This is a genomic window from Kitasatospora sp. NPDC001547, from assembly GCF_042894165.1.
Lineage (GTDB): Bacteria > Actinomycetota > Actinomycetes > Streptomycetales > Streptomycetaceae > Kitasatospora.
Map to the genome: position 1 here is coordinate 173,718 of NZ_JBIAVL010000014.1, position 16,453 is coordinate 190,170.

Consider the following 16,453-nt stretch of genomic DNA (forward strand, 5'->3'; position numbering starts at 1 on the left):
GTACTTCCGCCCGCGTGGCTGCCCAGCTTTGGACCGGCGGAAACTCTGATCAGACTATGACCTGCATCATCTCCTGTCTCTGATTTACCGTCCGGCACGCGGCGCGACCGTGAACTCAGCCGCCCTGACGGGTCGGCAGACCGGCGGCCGCCCAGCCGACGAAACCGCCGTCCAGGTCGGTCGCCCGGTGCAGCCCCAGCTCGCGCAGGGAGGCGGCCGCCAGGCTGGAGGCGTAGCCCTCGGAGCAGACCACGATCACCTCGACGTCGTAGCCCGAGGCCTCGGGGATCCGGTGACTACCCGTCGGATCGAGCCGCCACTCCAGCACGTTGCGTTCGATGACCAGCGAGCCGGGGATCTCCCCCTCGGCCGCCCGCTGCGCCGCCGGACGGATGTCCACCAGCAGTGCGCCGTCCAGCTGGGCCTGGTACGCCTCGCGGGCCCGCGGTCGGTGGACGCCCTCCCGGGCGCGCTCCACCAGGTCGTCGATCGTGGTCACCATTGTTCAGGTCCTTCCTCGGAGGTGCGGACGAGCCCGCCGGCCCGCAGGTCGTAGTGCGCCATCGAGCTCAGCGGCGGGGAGTAGGCGTGCAGGGTGACGGCGGGCCCGACGGCGGTGTTGCGCACGTCGTGCACGTACTCGGGGCCGAAGGCGCGGGCGGTGCCGGCCGGGACCCGGCGGATCAGCAGGCCCTGGTCCGGGCCGCCGAGGGACAGCTCCTCCAACTCGCCGAGGGCGACGGTGAAGGCGCCGCGGGAGCCGCCGTGGTCGTGGAAGCCGGTGGACTGGCCGGGCAGCCAGCTGATCAGCCAGACCTCGTGGTCCTCGTCGGCGGCCAGACGCCGGTACCAGCGCTCCTCGGTGGAGAGGCGGACGTGGTGGATCCACTCCTCGGGGCGCTCGGCCAGGTCGCGGACGAGGGCCCGCAGGGTGCCGGGGGTGAGCGGCGCTCGGGTCTCCCCGGCGCACGGCGGCGGTGGCGGCCCGGGGGTGGTCGCCGGGCTCGTGGTGCCGGTGCCGGTGCCCGGGTCGGTGCCGCTGACGGAGGCGGGGCCGGTTCCGGTGTCGGTGTCGGTGTCGGTGTCGGTGTCGGTGATCGGGCGGGCGTCGGGGCTGATGCTCGGGCTCGGGCTCAGGCTCATCAGGGCGTCCTCGGGTGCGGGAACGTCGGCGGGAAGCGCCCGGTGTCCGACGGCGGTGGACGGACGCGGGCCGGCGGAGCGGCCCGGCACGTACGGGTGCGCCGGGGCGGGGCGGGAGTCAGGACTGCGGGTGCGGGTGCGCGGCGCGGGCCCTGGCAGACGTCACAGGGCGGGACCGGCGGGGGAGAGCAAGGTCAACAGGCACAGATGGAACTCGCCTGGCGTCGCAGATCGACGTGCAGGCGGCATACCAGAGTGGCGCCGGAGTCCATGCGCCGGATCCTTCCCGAGCGAACCGGACGAAGTCAAGCCGGGCCGACGGGCCCGCCGCCGTCCGGTACCGGCGCCGGCGGGCCCGTCGGACACCCGTCCGCTACTCCTCGGCGGGGCGGCGCGGCGTCGGTGGAGCCGTGGCGGCCGGAGCCTCGGCGGACGCGACCGCGGCGGTCGTGGCCTCGGCGACCGGCGCCGGGCCGGCCAGTGCCTGCTCGACCAGTGGTGCGGCCTGCTCGCCCAAATGGCGGCCGAGCGTCTGGTAGGCGTCGAACTGCTGGTGGTCGAACCACTGGTCGCTGGTGCGGTCGTTCGGGAAGGCCCGGTTCTCCATGGCGTAGGCGTGCAGCTCGTACGGCATGTCGGGGGTCAGCACCGACTGGAGGAGGATCAGCCGGCCGTGCCGGACGGCCCCGGGCCCCTCGCCGAGGTCCGGGTAGCGGATGTCTCCGGTGATCACGCCCCGGGCCGACAGCCGGGCGGACAGCTGCGCCGCGAGCCCGCGCAGCGGTGGCCGGCGGCCCGGGTGGCCTTGCCTGCCGTCGTACCCGTCGCCGTTCCCGCCGTCGTCCGTGCCGCCGTTCCCACCGTCGTCCGCGGCACCGTGCGCGGTGGGCTGCTCGGCGGCACTGCCCGGGACCAGCAGTTCCGGCTCGTGCAGGGTGATGACGATGCCCAGCTCCTCACGGGCCAGGGCGATCGCGGCGGCCAGCTTGGCGGCGTAGCCGGCGTCGCCGCTGGCGTCGACGCAGACCGCCGTCCGTACCCGGTGCCGCAGCAGCTCGACCAGTCCGAGGTTCTCGTAGTGGCCGCCGTCGGTGGTGAGCAGGAAGCGGTCGTCGGCCGGGAACCGCCCGACCAGTTCCCGCAGTTGGTACGGGAGGCGGCGGACGGCGGGCTGCGCGGGGCGGCGCCAGTCCGGCGGCCCGGACCAGTCCGGGCCGAGCACCGCAGGGTTGGGCAGCCATGTCCCGAGGCGGGCGTTGGTCACCGCGAACAGCCGCTGGTAGACCCGGGATTCCCGTCCCATCGCGGAGGAGAAGGCCGCGCCGGAGACGGCCATCGCCGACTGCACGGTGAGGTCCCGGGCGATGTGCGGACGGGTGCGCCGCTCCAGCAGGTCGGTGCGCGCGTACCCGACGTCCGGACCGCCCACGTAGTCGTACGAGAGCGAGAAGGAGACCGCCGGACGGCCCGGTGGCGTACGGGAGTTGCCCGACAGGTTGGCCGCCGCGGAGAAGATCACCTGAGGGAAGTCGGGGTGCCGGGCGCCGTAGTGGCTCAGCCAGGTCTGCTCCCGGAAGAAGTGGTACGGGCGGGCCATCGACCGGCCGCCCTCGGTGACCCGCCGGACCGCGAACGCCGAGGCCAACCGCAGCCGGTAGAACGGGTGCAGGCTGACCCAGGTCTGGTCGAGGTTCAGCCCGACCGCGCCGAGCACCAGCGGCAGCAGCACCTGGACGGCCGTCGGCCAGGCGTACCCGGTGGCGACCGCCCAGCCGAGGGCCAGCAGCGCACCGGCCGTCAGGACCAGGAGCGCGGCCCACACCACGAGGACCTCGGGGAGGCCGGCGGCGCGGCCGCCGCTGGGCCGACCCGTCGCGCGGGCCGCGGCGGCACCCCGGCCGGGCGTCCGGCGGTCGCGCCGGAGTATGCCGAGCAGCAGCGCCAGGTAGCTGAGCGCCACGGCCAGGCCGAGCCCCGCACCGGTCAGCTGCGGCCCCGCCGCCACCGCCTGCTGGAGCCGTACCGCGGCCCAGGCCAGCCCCGGCACCGCCAGCACCCCGACGGCCAGCAGGGCGGCCAGCCCGAGCAGGCCGAGATTGGCCCGGCGCAGCACGCGTGGCAGCAGCGACTGCCAGCCGAGCGACGGGAAGAGCAGCAGCCAGAGCAGCCAGCACCCGGCGGCCGTGGCGAGCAGGACGCCGAGGGCGGCCAGCGCCGGTGCCCGGAACTCCAACGGCCCCGGCACGGCGGCGGTGTGGCGCAGCCCGGCGGCCGCCAGGTGTCCCAGGTCGGTGAGCGGCACGGCGCGGTAGCAGCGGCTGAGCCCGAGGCCGATCGTCAGGACGGCGGCCAGCAGCAGGGTGAGGGCGGACAGCACTCCGCGCAGCAGCGTCCCGAGGGCGACCAGCCACCCGCCGACGCCCTCCGCGACGTACCTGCCGTGCCGGCGGAGGTGGTCCTCCTCGGGGGAGCCGGGCTCCAGTACGGTGTCGGCCGTCAGGCCCGAGACGGCGTGCACCGGGCTGCCGGGCGCCGAGTCGCTGAGCGCGAGCTGGAGCGCGCCGACGGTGTAGCCGCCGCCCGAGACGGAGACCAGGTAGCGGGCCCGTTTCAGCCAGGGCCGCAGCGACTGGAGCGCGCCGAGGGTGACGCAGGCCGAGCGGATGCCGCCGCCGGAGGCGCAGAAGCCGAGTTCGGCGGGCTCACGGCCGGGCGGCACCCGGGCGGCGTCGCGCCAGCGGGCGTGCCGGACGGGTGCGTCCGGGGCCTGGTCGGGTGTGTCCGGGGCGCCCGGGCGGTCATGGGCGTGCGGAGCCGTGGCGGCGGTCGGCGAGGCGTCGTGCCGGGTGGCCGTGGGCCACGGCGGGACCAGCGCCGGGCGGTCGGGGGAGTCGGCGCCGTGGGCCTTCTCGTCCGCCCGCGACCGCCGGAGCCCGCGCACGGCGCGGGTGGCGGTCACCAGCAGGATCCCCGCCGCGGCCGCCCCCGCGGGCAGGAGCAGCAGCCACTTGACGGTGGCGAGCGCGGTGGCGGCGGCGAAGGGCGTGTCGGAGCCGCCGGCGCCCGGGCGGAGGCCGTCGAGGCCCGCGCGCAGCAGCGCGTCCTCCCCGAGGTCGCAGCAGGCCGCGAGCAGCCCGGCGGCGCCGACCGCGAGCGCCGGCAGCCGTCGGCGCACCGGCCCGAGCACGTACCCGCCGAGCAGTGCGGCGGCGACCAGCGTCAGCCCGTAGCCGCCGACCAGCCAGACGTCGGCGCGCAGCGCGGCCAGGTGGTCCGTCGCGCGCCCGCCGACCACCGCCTCGGCGGCCGCACGGGAACCGGCCAGTTGGAGGGCGACGTCCGGTACGCGAGGCGCCAGGCGGTGGAACAGCAGCCCGCCGAGGACGGCCGGCAGGAGCGCGCCGAGGGCGAGCAGCAGGCCGGCCCAGGCGGGCACTGCGGGCGGCCGTGGCGCCGGGCCCCCGTCCGCCGCCGTGCCCGCGGTGCCCGCAGTGCCCGTGGTGGCCGCCACCTCCGCCGCCGCACCTGCGGAATTCGTCACCGCCATCGTCGTCACCCCCGCTCGGTCGCCCCGATCCCCCGTGACCGAGCCGCTGAACTCGCATGAAACCACGGGGGACTGACGTCGAGGGGTCGTCCACGGTGATGTCCACGCGGGTTGTACCCCACCCTCGCAGTTCGCGCACCCGGGATGGCTGGTTTCACTCGAACGAGTAAGAGGGCAACTCCCGGGGTAGATCAGCTTTTCATCACACCCGGGCCCGTCCGCGTGTCCGCGCAACAGGATCACCCCAGACGCGTTTCCGCCAACGTATTGTCAGGCCACCGAGGCCGGGCCTACCGTCTACAGATCGCTTTCTACGCACGTAGACCCCGTGGTTCCCCGAGCGGAACCGCGGGTGAGACCCACCCCGTCAACCCTCAGACCGCTGGCCCGACCGCACGGCCGGGCCGCGGAGTTGCGGAGGTACCCATGTCGCAGATCGTCCGTGCCGCGCTCGTCCAGACCCGCTGGACCGGCGACCAGGAGAGCATGATCGCGCTCCACGAGCGGTACGCCCGCGAGGCCGCCGCCCAGGGCGCGAAGATCATCGGCTTCCAGGAGGTCTTCAACTCCCCGTACTTCTGCCAGGTCCAGGAGGCCGAGCACTACCGCTGGGCCGAGGCCGTCCCCGACGGCCCGACCGTGCGCCGGATGCGGGACCTCGCCCGCGAACTCGGGCTGGTGATGGTCGTCCCGGTCTACGAGGAGGACCAGACCGGCGTCTACTACAACACCGCCGCCGTCATCGACGCCGACGGCAGCTACCTCGGCAAGTACCGCAAGCACCACATCCCGCAGGTCAAGGGCTTCTGGGAGAAGTACTACTTCAAGCCCGGCAACCTCGGCTGGCCGGTGTTCGACACCGCCGTCGGCAAGGTCGGCGTGTACATCTGCTACGACCGCCACTTTCCCGAGGGCTGGCGCGCGCTGGGCCTGGCCGGCGCGCAGATCGTCTACAACCCCTCCGCCACCAGTCGCGGCCTGTCCGGCTACCTCTGGCAGCTCGAACAGCCCGCCGCCGCCGTCGCCAACGAGTACTTCGTCGCCGCGATCAACCGCGTCGGCACCGAGGAGTACGGCGACAACGACTTCTACGGCACCTCCTACTTCGTGGACCCGCGGGGCCAGTTCGTCGGCGACGTCGCCTCCGACAAGGAGGAGGAACTCGTCGTCCGCGACCTCGACCTCGGCCTGATCGAACAGGTCCGCCAGCAATGGGCGTTCTACCGCGACCGCCGCCCCGACGCCTACGGGCCGCTCGCCGAGGCGTGAGGAGCAGCGCGCGATGACCACCCGACACCCGCACCAGCGCACCGTCGTCCGAGGCGGCCTCGTCATCACCGCCACCGAGGAAGTCCACGCCGACGTCCTGATCGAGGGCGAGCGGATCGCCGCCCTCGCCACCACCGGCAGCTCCGCCGCCGAGGCCTGGACCGCCGACACCGTCATCGACGCCACCGGCCACTACGTCATCCCGGGCGGCGTCGACGCCCACACCCACATGGAAATGCCGTTCGGCGGCTCCGCGGCCTCCGACACCTTCGAGACCGGCACCCGGGCCGCCGCCTGGGGCGGCACCACCACCATCGTGGACTTCGCCGTCCAGCCGGTCGGCGGCTCGCTGCGCGAGGGCCTGGACGGCTGGCACGCCAAGGCCGAGGGCAACTGCGCGATCGACTACGCCTTCCACACCATCGTCTCCGACGTCAACGACGCCGTGCTGAAGGAGATGGACGCCCTCGTGGACTCCGGCGAGTCCACCTCCTTCAAGCTCTTCATGGCCTACCCCGGCGTCTTCTACAGCGACGACGGCCGCATCCTGCGCGCCATGCAGCGCGCCGCCGCCAACGGCGGGCTGATCATGATGCACGCGGAGAACGGCATCGCCATCGACGTCCTGGTCGAACAGGCGCTCGCCGCCGGGAAGACCGCCCCCCGCTACCACGGAGAGGTCCGCCGCGAACTGCTGGAGGCCGAGGCCACCCACCGGGCGATCAAGCTCGCCCAGGTGGCCGGCAGCCCGCTCTACGTGGTGCACGTCTCCGCCGCCGCCGCGCTCGCCGAACTCTCCCGGGCCAGGGACGCCGGCCTCAACGTCTTCGGCGAGACCTGCCCGCAGTACCTCTTCCTCTCCACCGACAACCTCGCCGAGGAGGGCGCCGACGGCTTCGAGGGCGCCAAGTACGTGTGCAGCACGCCGCTCAGGCCGCGCGAGCACCAGGAGGCGCTCTGGCGCGGGCTGCGGACCAACGACCTCCAGGTGGTCTCCACCGACCACTGCCCGTTCTGCTTCGCCGGCCAGAAGGAGCTGGGCCGGGGCGACTTCTCGAAGATCCCCAACGGCCTGCCGGGCGTCGAGAACCGGATGGACCTGCTCCACCAGGCCGTGGTGGACGGGCACATCAGCCGCCGCCGCTGGGTCGAGATCGCCTGCACCACCCCGGCCCGGATGTTCGGCCTGCACCCGCGCAAGGGCACCATCGCCCCGGGCGCCGACGCCGACCTGGTGGTCTACGACCCCACCGCGGTGCAGACCGTCTCCGCCGCGACCCACCACATGAACGTGGACTACTCGGCCTACGAGGGCCGCCGACTCACCGGCCGGGCGCGGACGGTGATGTCGCGCGGCACCGTCGTGCTGGACGGCGGCGACTGGCTCGGCCGGGCCGGCCACGGCACCTTCCTGCGCCGGGACACCTGCCAGTACCTGGTCTGACACCCCTCCCGCGGTTCTCCTCTCCGCCCTCCGCCTCTCCCACTCTTCGTCGTCCACCCGCCGCCGCTCGCCGCCCGCCTGCTGTCCGCCGCGCCGTCTCGGCGGGGCGACCGGGCGGCGGCGGTCGAACACCCCTTACCTGGAGCCCCTCATGGACATCGGCCTCGTCCTCCAGACCGACCCGCCCGCCCGGTTGCTCATCGACCGGATGATCCGCGCCGAGCGGGCCGGTTTCACCCACGGCTGGACCTTCGACTCCTGCGTGCTCTGGCAGGAGCCCTTCGTCATCTACAGCCGGATCCTCGCCGAGACGGAGCGGATGACCGTCGGCCCGATGGTCACCAACCCCTCCACCCGTACGTGGGAGGTGACCGCCTCCATGTTCGCCACGCTCAACGACATGTACGGCAACCGGACCGTCTGCGGCATCGGCCGCGGCGACTCCGCCATGCGGGTCGCCGGGCGACGCCCCGCCACCCTCGCCCGGCTCTCCGAAGCCATGCACGCCATCAAGGAGTTGGCCGAGGGACGCACCGCCGAGGTGGACGGCACCGAGATGCACCTGCCGTGGGTCGGCGCCAACGCGTCGCTGCCCGTCTGGATGGGGGCGTACGGGCCGAAGGCGCTGAGCCTGACCGGACGTCAGGCGGACGGCTTCATCCTCCAGTTGGCCGACCCCTATCTCACCGAGTTCATGGTCAAGGCGGTCCGGGCCGCCGCCGTCGAGGCCGGACGGGACCCGGACTCGGTCACCGTCTGCGTCGCCGCCCCGGCCTACGTCACCGCCGACGACTCGCCGGAGGCGCTCGCCCACGCCCGGGAGCAGTGCCGCTGGTTCGGCGGGATGGTCGGCAACCACGTGGCCGACCTGGTCGGCCACTACGGCGAGCACTCCGACCTGGTGCCGGAGGCGCTCACCGACTACATCAAGGGCCGCCAGGGCTACGACTACAGCCACCACGGCCGGGCCGGGAACCCGGACACGGCCTTCGTCCCGGACGAGATCGTGGACCGCTTCTGCCTGATCGGCCCGGCCGAGGCACAGCGGGCCCGGCTGGCGGAGCTCCGCTCGCTCGGCGTCGACCAGTTCGCCGTCTACGCCATGCACGACGCGATCGAGACCACCATCGACGCGTACGGGACGGACGTCATCCCGCACCTGTGACCTCCCGCCCGCAGCGATCGTGAACCAGCCCGTGGACCTGCCCGTGAACCAGCCCGTGGACCTGCCCGTGGACCTGTCCTCGAACGTGTCCTCGGACCCGCCTGTGACCCCCACCTGAGCTCAGCCGCGGATCCGCCCGCGGCGGACGGGAGTTGTCCATGCCCGAAACCGAGACCAGCGGCGGCAGACAGCGGCGTCACCCCGACGGCCGGGTCGAACTCGACCCGGCCGTCGGGGAACTGCCGCCCAACGGCTTCACCAGCGACGACCTGAGGCCGGTCCCGGTCGCGCGGCGCACCTGGACCACCTACAACTTCCTCGCGCTCTGGGTCGGCATGGCCCACAACATCCCGTCCTGGACCCTGGCTTCGGGCCTGGTCACGCTCGGCATGGACTGGAAACAGGCCGTTCTGACCATCGCGCTCGCCAACCTCGTCGTACTCGTTCCGATGCTGCTCACCGGGCACGCCGGCACCAAGTACGGCATCCCGTTCCCGGTCTTCGCCCGCGCCTCCTTCGGGCTGCGCGGCGCCAACCTGCCCGCCCTGCTGCGGGCGGCGGTGGCCTGCGCCTGGTTCGGCATCCAGACCTGGATCGGCGGCGAGGGCATCTTCCTGCTGGCGGGCAAGCTGTTGGGCGAATCCTGGCGCACGGCCGGCGATTTGGGCGGCTACCCGTGGACGCAGTGGCTCTCCTTCCTGCTGTTCTGGCTGATCGAGATGGCCATCATCGCGCGCGGGATGGAGGCACTGCGGCGGTTCGAGAACTGGGCCGCGCCGTTCGTCATCGTCGGCGCGCTCGCACTGCTGGTGTGGATCACCGTCAAGGCGGGCGGGCTCGGGCCGCTGCTCGACCAGCCGTCCAGGCTGGGCTGGGGCGGAGGCTTCTGGAAGGTCTTCTTCCCGGCGCTGATGGGCATGATCGGGTTCTGGTCCACGCTCTCGCTGAACATCCCCGACTTCACCCGCTTCGGCGGCAGCCAGCGGGCCCAGATCCGCGGACAGGCTCTCGGCCTGCCGACCACGATGACGCTCTTCGCATTCCTGTCCGTGCTGGTCACCTCGGGCTCCGAGGCGGTCTACGGGGTGCCGGTGTGGGACCCGATCCAGCTGGCGGCGAAGATGGAGAACCCGGTCGGCATCCTGTTCGCGCTGCTGACCGTGCTGGTCGCGACGCTGTCGGTGAACATCGCCGCCAACGTGGTCTCGCCGGCCTACGACCTCGCCAACCTGCTGCCCCGGCTGGTCGGCTTCCGTACCGGCGCGCTGATCACGGGCGTCGTCGGGATCGTCATCTTCCCGTGGCGGCTGATCTCCGACCCGCACGTCTACATCTTCACCTGGCTGGGCGTGGTCGGCGGGCTGCTCGGCACGGTGGCGGGGGTGCTGATCGCGGACTACTGGGCGCTGCGGCGGACCCGCCTGCGGCTCGCCGAGCTGTACCGGCCAGGTGGGGCGTACTGGTACGCGGCCGGGTGGAACTGGCGGGCCGTCACGGCGCTGCTGGTGGGCGGCGTGCTGGCCGTCGGCGGCTCGTACTCCACCCTCGGCGCCGACGGGTCGAAGCAGGGCCCGTTCCCGGCTGACGGCCTGATACCCGTCCTCAAGCCGCTCGCCGACTACGGCTGGGCGGTCGGACTGACGGCGGCGGCCGTGGTGTACCTGGGGCTGAGCGGGGCGTTCGGAAGCGGGCGGCGGAGGAGGAGGGGCGGGGCTGACGGATGACAGCGAACAGCTGACAGATGTTGAAATCTGTCAGCTGTCGGTTGTCAGCTGTTCGCTGTTCGCCGTCCGTTGTTCGCCTGTCGCCTGTCGCCTGTCGCTCGTCACCCGGCCGCTGCCGCCGCTCGTTGGACGGCGGTGAGGACCTTCTCCGCGCCGTCCTCGCCGGCCAGGGCGGCGGCGACGGCCTGGGCGCGGGTGCGGTAGCGGGCGTCGTCGAGGGTCAGGCGAAGGGCGGTGGCGAGGCGGTCGGCCGTAAGGGCGCGCAGCGGGACGGGGCCGGGGGAGACGCCCAGCCGGGCGAGCCGGGCGGCCCAGAACGGCGCGTCGAGTTGGGCGGGCACCGGGACGGTGGGGGTCCCGGAGCGGAGGGCGGCCGCCGTGGTGCCGGCGCCCGCGTGGTGGACCACGGCGGCGGTGCGGGGGAAGAGCCAGTCGTGCGGGGTGTCGCCGATGGTCAGGACGGAGTCCGAGTCCTCGGCGGTCAGTTCGCTCCAGCCCGACTGGAGCAGCAGGCGCACCCGCGCGGTGCGGGCGGCGGCGAGGACGGTCGCGGTGAGCCGCTCGGCGTCGGGGACGACCAGGCTGCCGAAGCCGACGAAGACCGGTGGCGGACCGGCGGCGAGGAAGTCGAGCAGCCGGGCCGGCGGCTGCCAGTCGGGTCGGTCGGCCGGCCACCAGTAGCCCGCCACGTCCAGTCGGGGGTGCCAGTCGGCGGGTCGGGGCACCACCAGGGGCGAGAAGCCGTGCAGGACGGGGTGGTTGCGGCGGGCCCGGGCGATCCCGATCGGCGGCAGGCCGAGCCGTCGGCGCAGCCCGCGGACGGCGGGGACGAACAGCTGGTCGGTCATGGCCTGGACGGCGTGCCCCGCCAGCAGGTTTCCGGGCCGCCCGAGCGACCGGGCGCCGGCGACGACCGGTGCGAACTCCCGTGTGGGCGCGAGCGGTTGGAGATACAGTCCGATGGTGGGGATGCCGGCCACCTCGGCGACGACCTGGCCGAGCGCGCTGGTGGTGCTGGTGGTCAGCAGCAGGTCGGTGCCGAGTGCCGTGGCGTCGGCGATGCCGTCGCCGAGCGCGGGCATGAACTTCCGGCCGAGCCGAAGGAGTTGCAGGACCGCGTCCGGTCTTCCGCCGGCCCGCAGCAGGCGGCGGCCTTGGGCTGAGGCGAGTTCGGCGCGCGGGTCGACCGGCAGCGGGCGGTACTCCAGTCCGGCGGCCCGCACCGACTCGGCGAAGGTGTCGTGGGTGGCGACGGCCACCTGATGTCCGGCCGCCCGCAGGCGGGTGCCGAGCCCGGTGAACGGGGCCACGTCCCCCCGGGAGCCGGCGGTGGCGATCAGGATGCGCATGGCCGCAGTATTTCGGCGCGGACGGGCTCACGGGAAGGGCGCCACGCGCGGGCGGTCCGGCCCTCCGGCGGGTTTCGAGCGCCGTTCCGCAGGTGGTGGGGGCGGTCGGCGGAACCGTGCGACGGCCGGCGGCGTCCTTGCGGGCAGAGCGGACGGGACGGGGCCCGTCACGCCTCGGACGGGAGGGGATGACGGATGAGCATCGTCGCGTGGATCGTGCTGGGCCTGCTGGCGGGCGCGCTGGCCAAGCTGCTGCTGCCGGGGAAGGACCCGGGCGGCCTGATCGTGACCACCCTGATCGGTATCGCCGGGTCCTTCGTCGGCGGCTGGATCGCGTCGCACTTCCTGCACCGCTCGGTCACGGCGCACTTCTTCGACGCGGCGACCTGGGTGTCGGCGATCGGCGGCGCCCTGGTACTGCTGATCGTCTACCGGCTGCTGTTCGGCAACTCGCGCCGCTGACGGGAGCGTTCGCTGTGGTCTCGGTGCCGTGAGGACCGCCGCTGCCCGGCGCGGCAGGCTCCGGTTGGCCGGTTCGAACCGGTCCCGCCGGCCTGCTGGAACGGCGCGAGGCCCCCGAACGTCCTTCCGGTCGGACCCGGGGGGCTCGGCGGGGTCGTCACACCGATGACGCAAGGGGCGGCGGATGAGCTGGATGGCGTGGATCGTGCTGGGCCTGGTGTCGGGGACCCTGGCCAGGATGGCGATGTCCAGGGGGGAGCGCGGTCTGATCGGCAGCACCCTGATCGGCATCACCGGCTCCTACATCGGCGCCTGGATCGTCACGCACTGGATGCACGGGGCGGTGAAGCCGAGCCTCCTCGACGTCACGACCTGGGTGTCGGCGATCGGCGGAGCGATGGTCCTGCTGCTCGCCTACCGGGTGTTCCGCTTCGTCACCCGGCGCTGACCACTGGGCGGCAGCCCGCCCGGCACCGGGCGCCGCCCGTCCGACACCGGCACCGGGCGGCGATCCTGCGTCCCCGGTCACCGAGCGGCGGCGCGGGACGCCTCGGCTACCCAGCCCGGGAGCCGCTCGCGCGCGGCGAGCTAGCCGGGCGGCACGTCCGCGAGCCCCGTCCGGGCGGCGACCACGCCGGCCGCGATGGCGCAGGTGGTGTCCTTGTCTCCCCAGCCCTCCAGGGTGTGCCAGACGGCCTCGGGCAGCGAGTCCAAGTGCCCGGCCGCGGACCAGAGCGCGAACGGCACGGTGTCCGGGGCGGAGATCAGCGTTCCCGAGCCGAGCACGTTGGCGGCGTGCCGGACGCTGGTGTGCCCGGGCAGCCGGGCGGCGATCCGCAGGCCGGAGCGGACGTCGCTCTCCGGCAGCCGTCCGGCGACCTCGGTCAGCAACTCGGCCCGGCCGGGTGCGTCCGCGCCCCGGCTCCGGACCGCCAGCGCCGCCGCTAGCGCGACCGCCACCGCGCCGGCGACCGCCTCCGGGTGGAAGTGGGTGGTGAGCGCCTGGAGTTCGGCCTGCCGGGCCACCGCGTCGAGGTCGTCGGCGAACCAGGCCCCCAGCGGGGCGACCCGCATCGCGGCACCGTTCCCGTGCGAGCCCTGGCCCTCGAACTGGCCCGCGGTGATGGCGCGCCAGTCCCCGCCGGCGCCGATCCCGCGCAGCACCCGGTGCATCGACGGGCCGTACTTGCGCCCGTACTCGCGGGCGTACTCGGCGGCGAACTCCTGGGCGAGGGCGTCCGGGCGGACCTCGCCCGTGTCGAGCAGGTGGCGGACCAGGACGAGCGCTATGGCGGTGTCGTCCGTCCAGTGCCAGGGCGCGGGCCGGACCAGCCGGGCGGCCAGGGCGGCGGGCGCCTCGTCCAGCGGGACCGAGAACCAGCGGTCGCCGAAGGCGTCGCCGAGGGCGAGTCCCTCCAGGCTGTCCAGGACCGAGCCGGCCGCACGCATGTCATCCTCCAGGTGAGATCAACCGTGCGGGGCAGTCTGCCGGTCGGGCGAGGCGCCGACCAGCGGTTTTCTCCGCCGGCCGGCGCCCCGGTCACTCGCGCTTCATGGCCGGCGGCCTCACCGATGGCCGGTCACTTCGCCTTCAGGCCGCCGAGGACGAGCTTCCAGACGCCCTCGAACCGGTCGTCCGCCCCGGGGGCGGACCAGGTGGAGGCGTAGACCGGGTCGTGGAAGGGGCCGGTGGCGTCGAAGACGGCGCGGGCGGTGTCGCGGATGTGGGCGAGCTTGAACTCCTTGCTGTCCATCCCGTCCGCGACGATCTGCGCGATCTGGTCGACCAGGGTGTCGATGTGGGAGTCCACCAGGCCGCTGTTCTCCTCCACCAGCACCATGTAGGTGGCGAACAGCTCCGGGTCGTCCAGCGCCTTCTTCCGCTTGGCCGCGAACAGCGTGGTCAGCCAGCGGTGCAGCCGGTCGGCGGCGGGGCCGCCCTCGTTGGAGACGGCCGCCAGGTCGTGGTGCGCCTGGTCGAGCCAGCGCTGGGTGACCGCCTCGCGCAGCGCGGCCTTGCTGGGGAAGTGCCGGTAGACGCTGCTGTGGCTGACGCCGAGGATGCGGGCGACGTCCACGACGGTGGCCTTGGCCGGGCCGAACCGCCGGAGGACGTCCTCCGCCGCGATCAGGATCTGCTCGGCGGTGAGTGTGGTGTCCGTGGTCACGGGGAGGTCCGTCCTTAGGGTCGTGCGGTCGGGGCGTGCGCCGATGGCGCCGGTGGGGCGGTCAGTGCTCGCTGTCCAGGTGGGCCATCTGTGCGGCAGCGTACCTGTCACCGGCGGCCGAGCCGGCGGGTACGGCGGCCTCGACGGCGGCGAGGTCGGCCTCGGTCAGCGTGACGTCGAGTGCGCCGAGGGCCTCGGTCAGACGGTCCCGGCGACGGGCGCCGACCAGCGGGACGATGTCCTGCCCGCGCGAGGCCACCCAGGCGATGGCGACCTGGGCGACGGTCGCACCCCGCGCGGCTGCGATCTCGCGCAGGGCGTCGACCAGGGCCAGGTTGTGGGTCAGGTTCTCGCCCTGGAAGCGGGGGCTGTGGCTGCGGAAGTCGGTGCCGGCGAGGGCGCGGTCCGAACCCCAGTGGCCGCTGAGCAGGCCGCGGGAGAGCACGCCGTAGGCGGTGACACCGATGCCGAGTTCGCGGGCGGTGGGCAGGACGGCGGTCTCGATCGAGCGGGAGAGCAGTGAGTACTCGATCTGGAGGTCGCTGATCGGGTGGACGGCGGCGGCCCGGCGCAGGGTGTCGGCGCCGACCTCGGAGAGCCCGATGTGGCGGACGTAGCCGGCCTTCACCAGATCGGCGATGGCGCCGACGGTCTCCTCGATCGGGACGTTCGGGTCCAGGCGGGCCGGGCGGTAGACGTCGACGTGGTCGGTGCGCAGGCGGCGCAGGGTGTAGGAGAGCGCGGTCTTGGTGGCGGCGGGGCTCGTGTCGTAGCCGAGCCACTGGCCGTCGGGGCCGCGCTGGGCGCCGTACTTCACGCTGATCTGCACGCTCTCGCGGTCGCGGCCGCGCAGCGCCTCGTGGATCAGCAGCTCGTTGTGGCCCATGCCGTAGAAGTCGCCGGTGTCGAGGAGGGTGATCCCGGCGTCGAGGGCGGCGTGGATGGTGGCGATGCTCTCGGCCTTGTCGGCCGGGCCGTAGAGGTCGGACATGCCCATGCAGCCGAGGCCGAGGGCCGAGGTGACCGGGCCGGTGGTGCCGAGGGTGCGCTGGGCGGGGCGGGTGTGCGAGGACACGGGTGCTCCAAGGGGACAGTGCGGTGCCGGGAGGCGGGGGCAGGGTGACCCGGGTGTCACTATGGCACGACAGCGAACAGATTTCAAAATCTGTTCGCTGTCGTCTGTCATCTGAAAGTTGAAATCTGTCATCTGTCTTTTGTCATCTGTTCCTGACCGACGTCCGTCCCGCCCCCGTCCCGTCCGTCGTGTCGGCGGCGGGGCCCTCTTCGGCCGGGACCCAGGTCTCGCGCCCGCCCGGTGACCGCAGGAGGTAGGCGCGGGCGGGCGGCACATTGCGCCACACCGTGCGCTCGCCCAGGCCGTACGTCGCCTCGAACCGTCGCAGCAGCCGCACCACCGCCCGGTGACGGGCGCCCCGGCGGGGGCCCGAGGCGAGGGTGCGGGCCGTCGTCGTGCCGAGGTACCCGAAGTACGTCAGCTCACCGCCGGGCGCCAGCAGCCGCAGGTAGAGGTCGAGGATGTCGCGCACCTGCGCGGGCTCGAAGTTGGTGAACGGCAGCCCGGACACGATCACGTCGTACCGCTGCGAGCCGTCCTCCGGCCCGGCCCCGTCCGGCAGCGGCGGGCGGTACTCCGGCAGTTCCTCGATCCGGCAGGCCGACAGCCGCAGCCCCACCCCCGGGTGGCGCGCGGCCAGGACCGGGTCCTCCCGCAGCCGGTCGGCGAACCGCGGGTTGGCCTCGACGACGTGCAACCGGTCGCCCGGGCGCAGCACCTGGGCCAGCCGACGGGTCACCGCGCCCGTGCCGGCGCCGACCTCCAGCACCGAGATCGGACGGTTCGGGCGGCTGGTGGCCGGTACCACCAGCGCGTTCACCAGCTCCGGGCCGCTCGGGGCCAGTGCGCCGGTGTCGTGGAAGGTGCGCAGCGCCTCGGCGAGGAACAGCAGGTGGTCCCCGCCGGAGGGCGAACTGTACCGGGCGGAAGGGGAGTCGGGTCGGTGGTGGAGCCGTTCGTCGGTCATGCCGTCGACGCTAGGCAGAGCCGATCCGCCGCGAATCGGCCGGTCAGCGGCGCCGACCCCCGACGAAAGTCGAGGGTGAGGTTAGCCGGAAGACAGAGGCGGTCCGCGGCCGAGCGCCCCTAGCATCGAGCCCGAAGTGC

General features: G+C 73.7%; 15 protein-coding genes. 6 read left to right on the plus strand and 9 right to left on the minus strand.

What is annotated here, in order from left to right:
- Positions 1-115 precede the first annotated feature (115 nt).
- The 4 genes from ACFY0X_RS24965 to ACFY0X_RS24980 form a co-directional block, all read right to left on the minus strand.
- Positions 116-502, minus strand: coding sequence for a rhodanese-like domain-containing protein (locus ACFY0X_RS24965; protein WP_363384225.1), 387 nt, complete (start codon positions 500-502; stop codon positions 116-118).
- Entirely contained in the window at positions 496-1,143 is a 648-nt protein-coding gene (locus tag ACFY0X_RS24970) for a cysteine dioxygenase (protein ID WP_387757667.1), read from the minus strand. The genes ACFY0X_RS24965 and ACFY0X_RS24970 overlap by 7 nt, the downstream gene beginning before the upstream one ends.
- 194 nt (positions 1,144-1,337) lie before the next feature.
- Positions 1,338-1,415 carry a putative leader peptide gene (locus ACFY0X_RS24975; protein ID WP_107086570.1) on the minus strand — a complete coding sequence of 26 codons (78 nt, stop codon included), beginning with the start codon at positions 1,413-1,415 and terminating at the stop codon, positions 1,338-1,340.
- 101 nt (positions 1,416-1,516) lie between these two features.
- The gene (locus tag ACFY0X_RS24980) at positions 1,517-4,684 is read right to left on the minus strand and encodes a hypothetical protein (protein WP_387757669.1); all 3,168 of its coding nucleotides are present in this window, start codon (positions 4,682-4,684) and stop codon (positions 1,517-1,519) included.
- Positions 4,685-5,116: 432 nt separating this feature from the next.
- On the opposite strand from ACFY0X_RS24980, the gene ACFY0X_RS24985 reads away from it, so the two are divergent.
- From ACFY0X_RS24985 to ACFY0X_RS25000, 4 genes are all read left to right on the plus strand, one after another.
- A complete protein-coding gene (locus ACFY0X_RS24985) occupies positions 5,117-5,959 on the plus strand; it encodes a nitrilase-related carbon-nitrogen hydrolase (RefSeq protein WP_387757671.1) in 843 nt (280 codons plus the stop codon).
- Between the two features lie 13 nt (positions 5,960-5,972).
- The gene (gene hydA, locus ACFY0X_RS24990) at positions 5,973-7,403 is read left to right on the plus strand and encodes a dihydropyrimidinase (RefSeq protein ID WP_387757672.1); all 1,431 of its coding nucleotides are present in this window, start codon (positions 5,973-5,975) and stop codon (positions 7,401-7,403) included.
- A gap of 151 nt (positions 7,404-7,554) precedes the next feature.
- Positions 7,555-8,568, plus strand: a complete 1,014-nt coding sequence (locus tag ACFY0X_RS24995; protein ID WP_387757674.1) for a TIGR03842 family LLM class F420-dependent oxidoreductase — start codon at positions 7,555-7,557, stop codon at positions 8,566-8,568.
- 158 nt (positions 8,569-8,726) lie between these two features.
- Positions 8,727-10,292, plus strand: a complete 1,566-nt coding sequence (locus ACFY0X_RS25000) for an NCS1 family nucleobase:cation symporter-1 (RefSeq protein ID WP_387757675.1) — start codon at positions 8,727-8,729, stop codon at positions 10,290-10,292.
- Positions 10,293-10,393: 101 nt separating this feature from the next.
- On the opposite strand, the gene ACFY0X_RS25005 is transcribed toward ACFY0X_RS25000, so the two are convergent.
- Positions 10,394-11,641 carry a glycosyltransferase gene (locus ACFY0X_RS25005; protein ID WP_387757677.1) on the minus strand — a complete coding sequence of 416 codons (1,248 nt, stop codon included), beginning with the start codon at positions 11,639-11,641 and terminating at the stop codon, positions 10,394-10,396.
- 195 nt (positions 11,642-11,836) lie between these two features.
- Here ACFY0X_RS25005 and ACFY0X_RS25010 point away from each other — a divergent pair, with 195 nt between their 5' ends.
- Positions 11,837-12,103 (plus strand): GlsB/YeaQ/YmgE family stress response membrane protein, encoded by a 267-nt coding sequence (locus tag ACFY0X_RS25010; protein WP_355254305.1) that lies wholly within the window; start codon positions 11,837-11,839, stop codon positions 12,101-12,103.
- A gap of 184 nt (positions 12,104-12,287) precedes the next feature.
- Complete coding sequence (locus ACFY0X_RS25015; RefSeq protein WP_387757678.1) at positions 12,288-12,551, plus strand: GlsB/YeaQ/YmgE family stress response membrane protein; 264 nt, start codon at positions 12,288-12,290, stop codon at positions 12,549-12,551.
- A gap of 140 nt (positions 12,552-12,691) precedes the next feature.
- Here ACFY0X_RS25015 and ACFY0X_RS25020 read toward each other — a convergent pair whose 3' ends face one another.
- From ACFY0X_RS25020 to ACFY0X_RS25035, 4 genes are all read right to left on the minus strand, one after another.
- Complete coding sequence (locus ACFY0X_RS25020; RefSeq protein WP_387757679.1) at positions 12,692-13,552, minus strand: ADP-ribosylglycohydrolase family protein; 861 nt, start codon at positions 13,550-13,552, stop codon at positions 12,692-12,694.
- Between the two features lie 131 nt (positions 13,553-13,683).
- Positions 13,684-14,271: a TetR family transcriptional regulator gene (locus ACFY0X_RS25025; protein WP_387757681.1), complete on the minus strand. Its 588-nt coding sequence runs from the start codon at positions 14,269-14,271 to the stop codon at positions 13,684-13,686.
- A 61-nt stretch (positions 14,272-14,332) separates the two neighbouring features.
- Positions 14,333-15,268, minus strand: coding sequence for an aldo/keto reductase (locus ACFY0X_RS25030; protein WP_387757780.1), 936 nt, complete (start codon positions 15,266-15,268; stop codon positions 14,333-14,335).
- A gap of 220 nt (positions 15,269-15,488) precedes the next feature.
- Positions 15,489-16,313 (minus strand): class I SAM-dependent methyltransferase, encoded by an 825-nt coding sequence (locus ACFY0X_RS25035; RefSeq protein ID WP_387757683.1) that lies wholly within the window; start codon positions 16,311-16,313, stop codon positions 15,489-15,491.
- Between the last annotated feature and the right edge of the window lie 140 nt (positions 16,314-16,453).

Coding starts and splice junctions, on each gene's coding strand:
- ACFY0X_RS24965 (WP_363384225.1), bottom strand. CDS start 502: ATGGTGACCACGATCGACGACCTGGTGGAGCGCGCCCGGGAGGGCGTC.
- ACFY0X_RS24970 (WP_387757667.1), bottom strand. CDS start 1,143: ATGAGCCTGAGCCCGAGCCCGAGCATCAGCCCCGACGCCCGCCCGATC.
- ACFY0X_RS24975 (WP_107086570.1), bottom strand. CDS start 1,415: ATGGACTCCGGCGCCACTCTGGTATGCCGCCTGCACGTCGATCTGCGA.
- ACFY0X_RS24985 (WP_387757671.1), top strand. CDS start 5,117: ATGTCGCAGATCGTCCGTGCCGCGCTCGTCCAGACCCGCTGGACCGGC.
- hydA (WP_387757672.1), top strand. CDS start 5,973: ATGACCACCCGACACCCGCACCAGCGCACCGTCGTCCGAGGCGGCCTC.
- ACFY0X_RS24995 (WP_387757674.1), top strand. CDS start 7,555: ATGGACATCGGCCTCGTCCTCCAGACCGACCCGCCCGCCCGGTTGCTC.
- ACFY0X_RS25000 (WP_387757675.1), top strand. CDS start 8,727: ATGCCCGAAACCGAGACCAGCGGCGGCAGACAGCGGCGTCACCCCGAC.
- ACFY0X_RS25005 (WP_387757677.1), bottom strand. CDS start 11,641: ATGCGCATCCTGATCGCCACCGCCGGCTCCCGGGGGGACGTGGCCCCG.
- ACFY0X_RS25010 (WP_355254305.1), top strand. CDS start 11,837: ATGAGCATCGTCGCGTGGATCGTGCTGGGCCTGCTGGCGGGCGCGCTG.
- ACFY0X_RS25015 (WP_387757678.1), top strand. CDS start 12,288: ATGAGCTGGATGGCGTGGATCGTGCTGGGCCTGGTGTCGGGGACCCTG.
- ACFY0X_RS25020 (WP_387757679.1), bottom strand. CDS start 13,552: ATGCGTGCGGCCGGCTCGGTCCTGGACAGCCTGGAGGGACTCGCCCTC.
- ACFY0X_RS25030 (WP_387757780.1), bottom strand. CDS start 15,268: ATGGGCATGTCCGACCTCTACGGCCCGGCCGACAAGGCCGAGAGCATC.
- ACFY0X_RS25035 (WP_387757683.1), bottom strand. CDS start 16,313: ATGACCGACGAACGGCTCCACCACCGACCCGACTCCCCTTCCGCCCGG.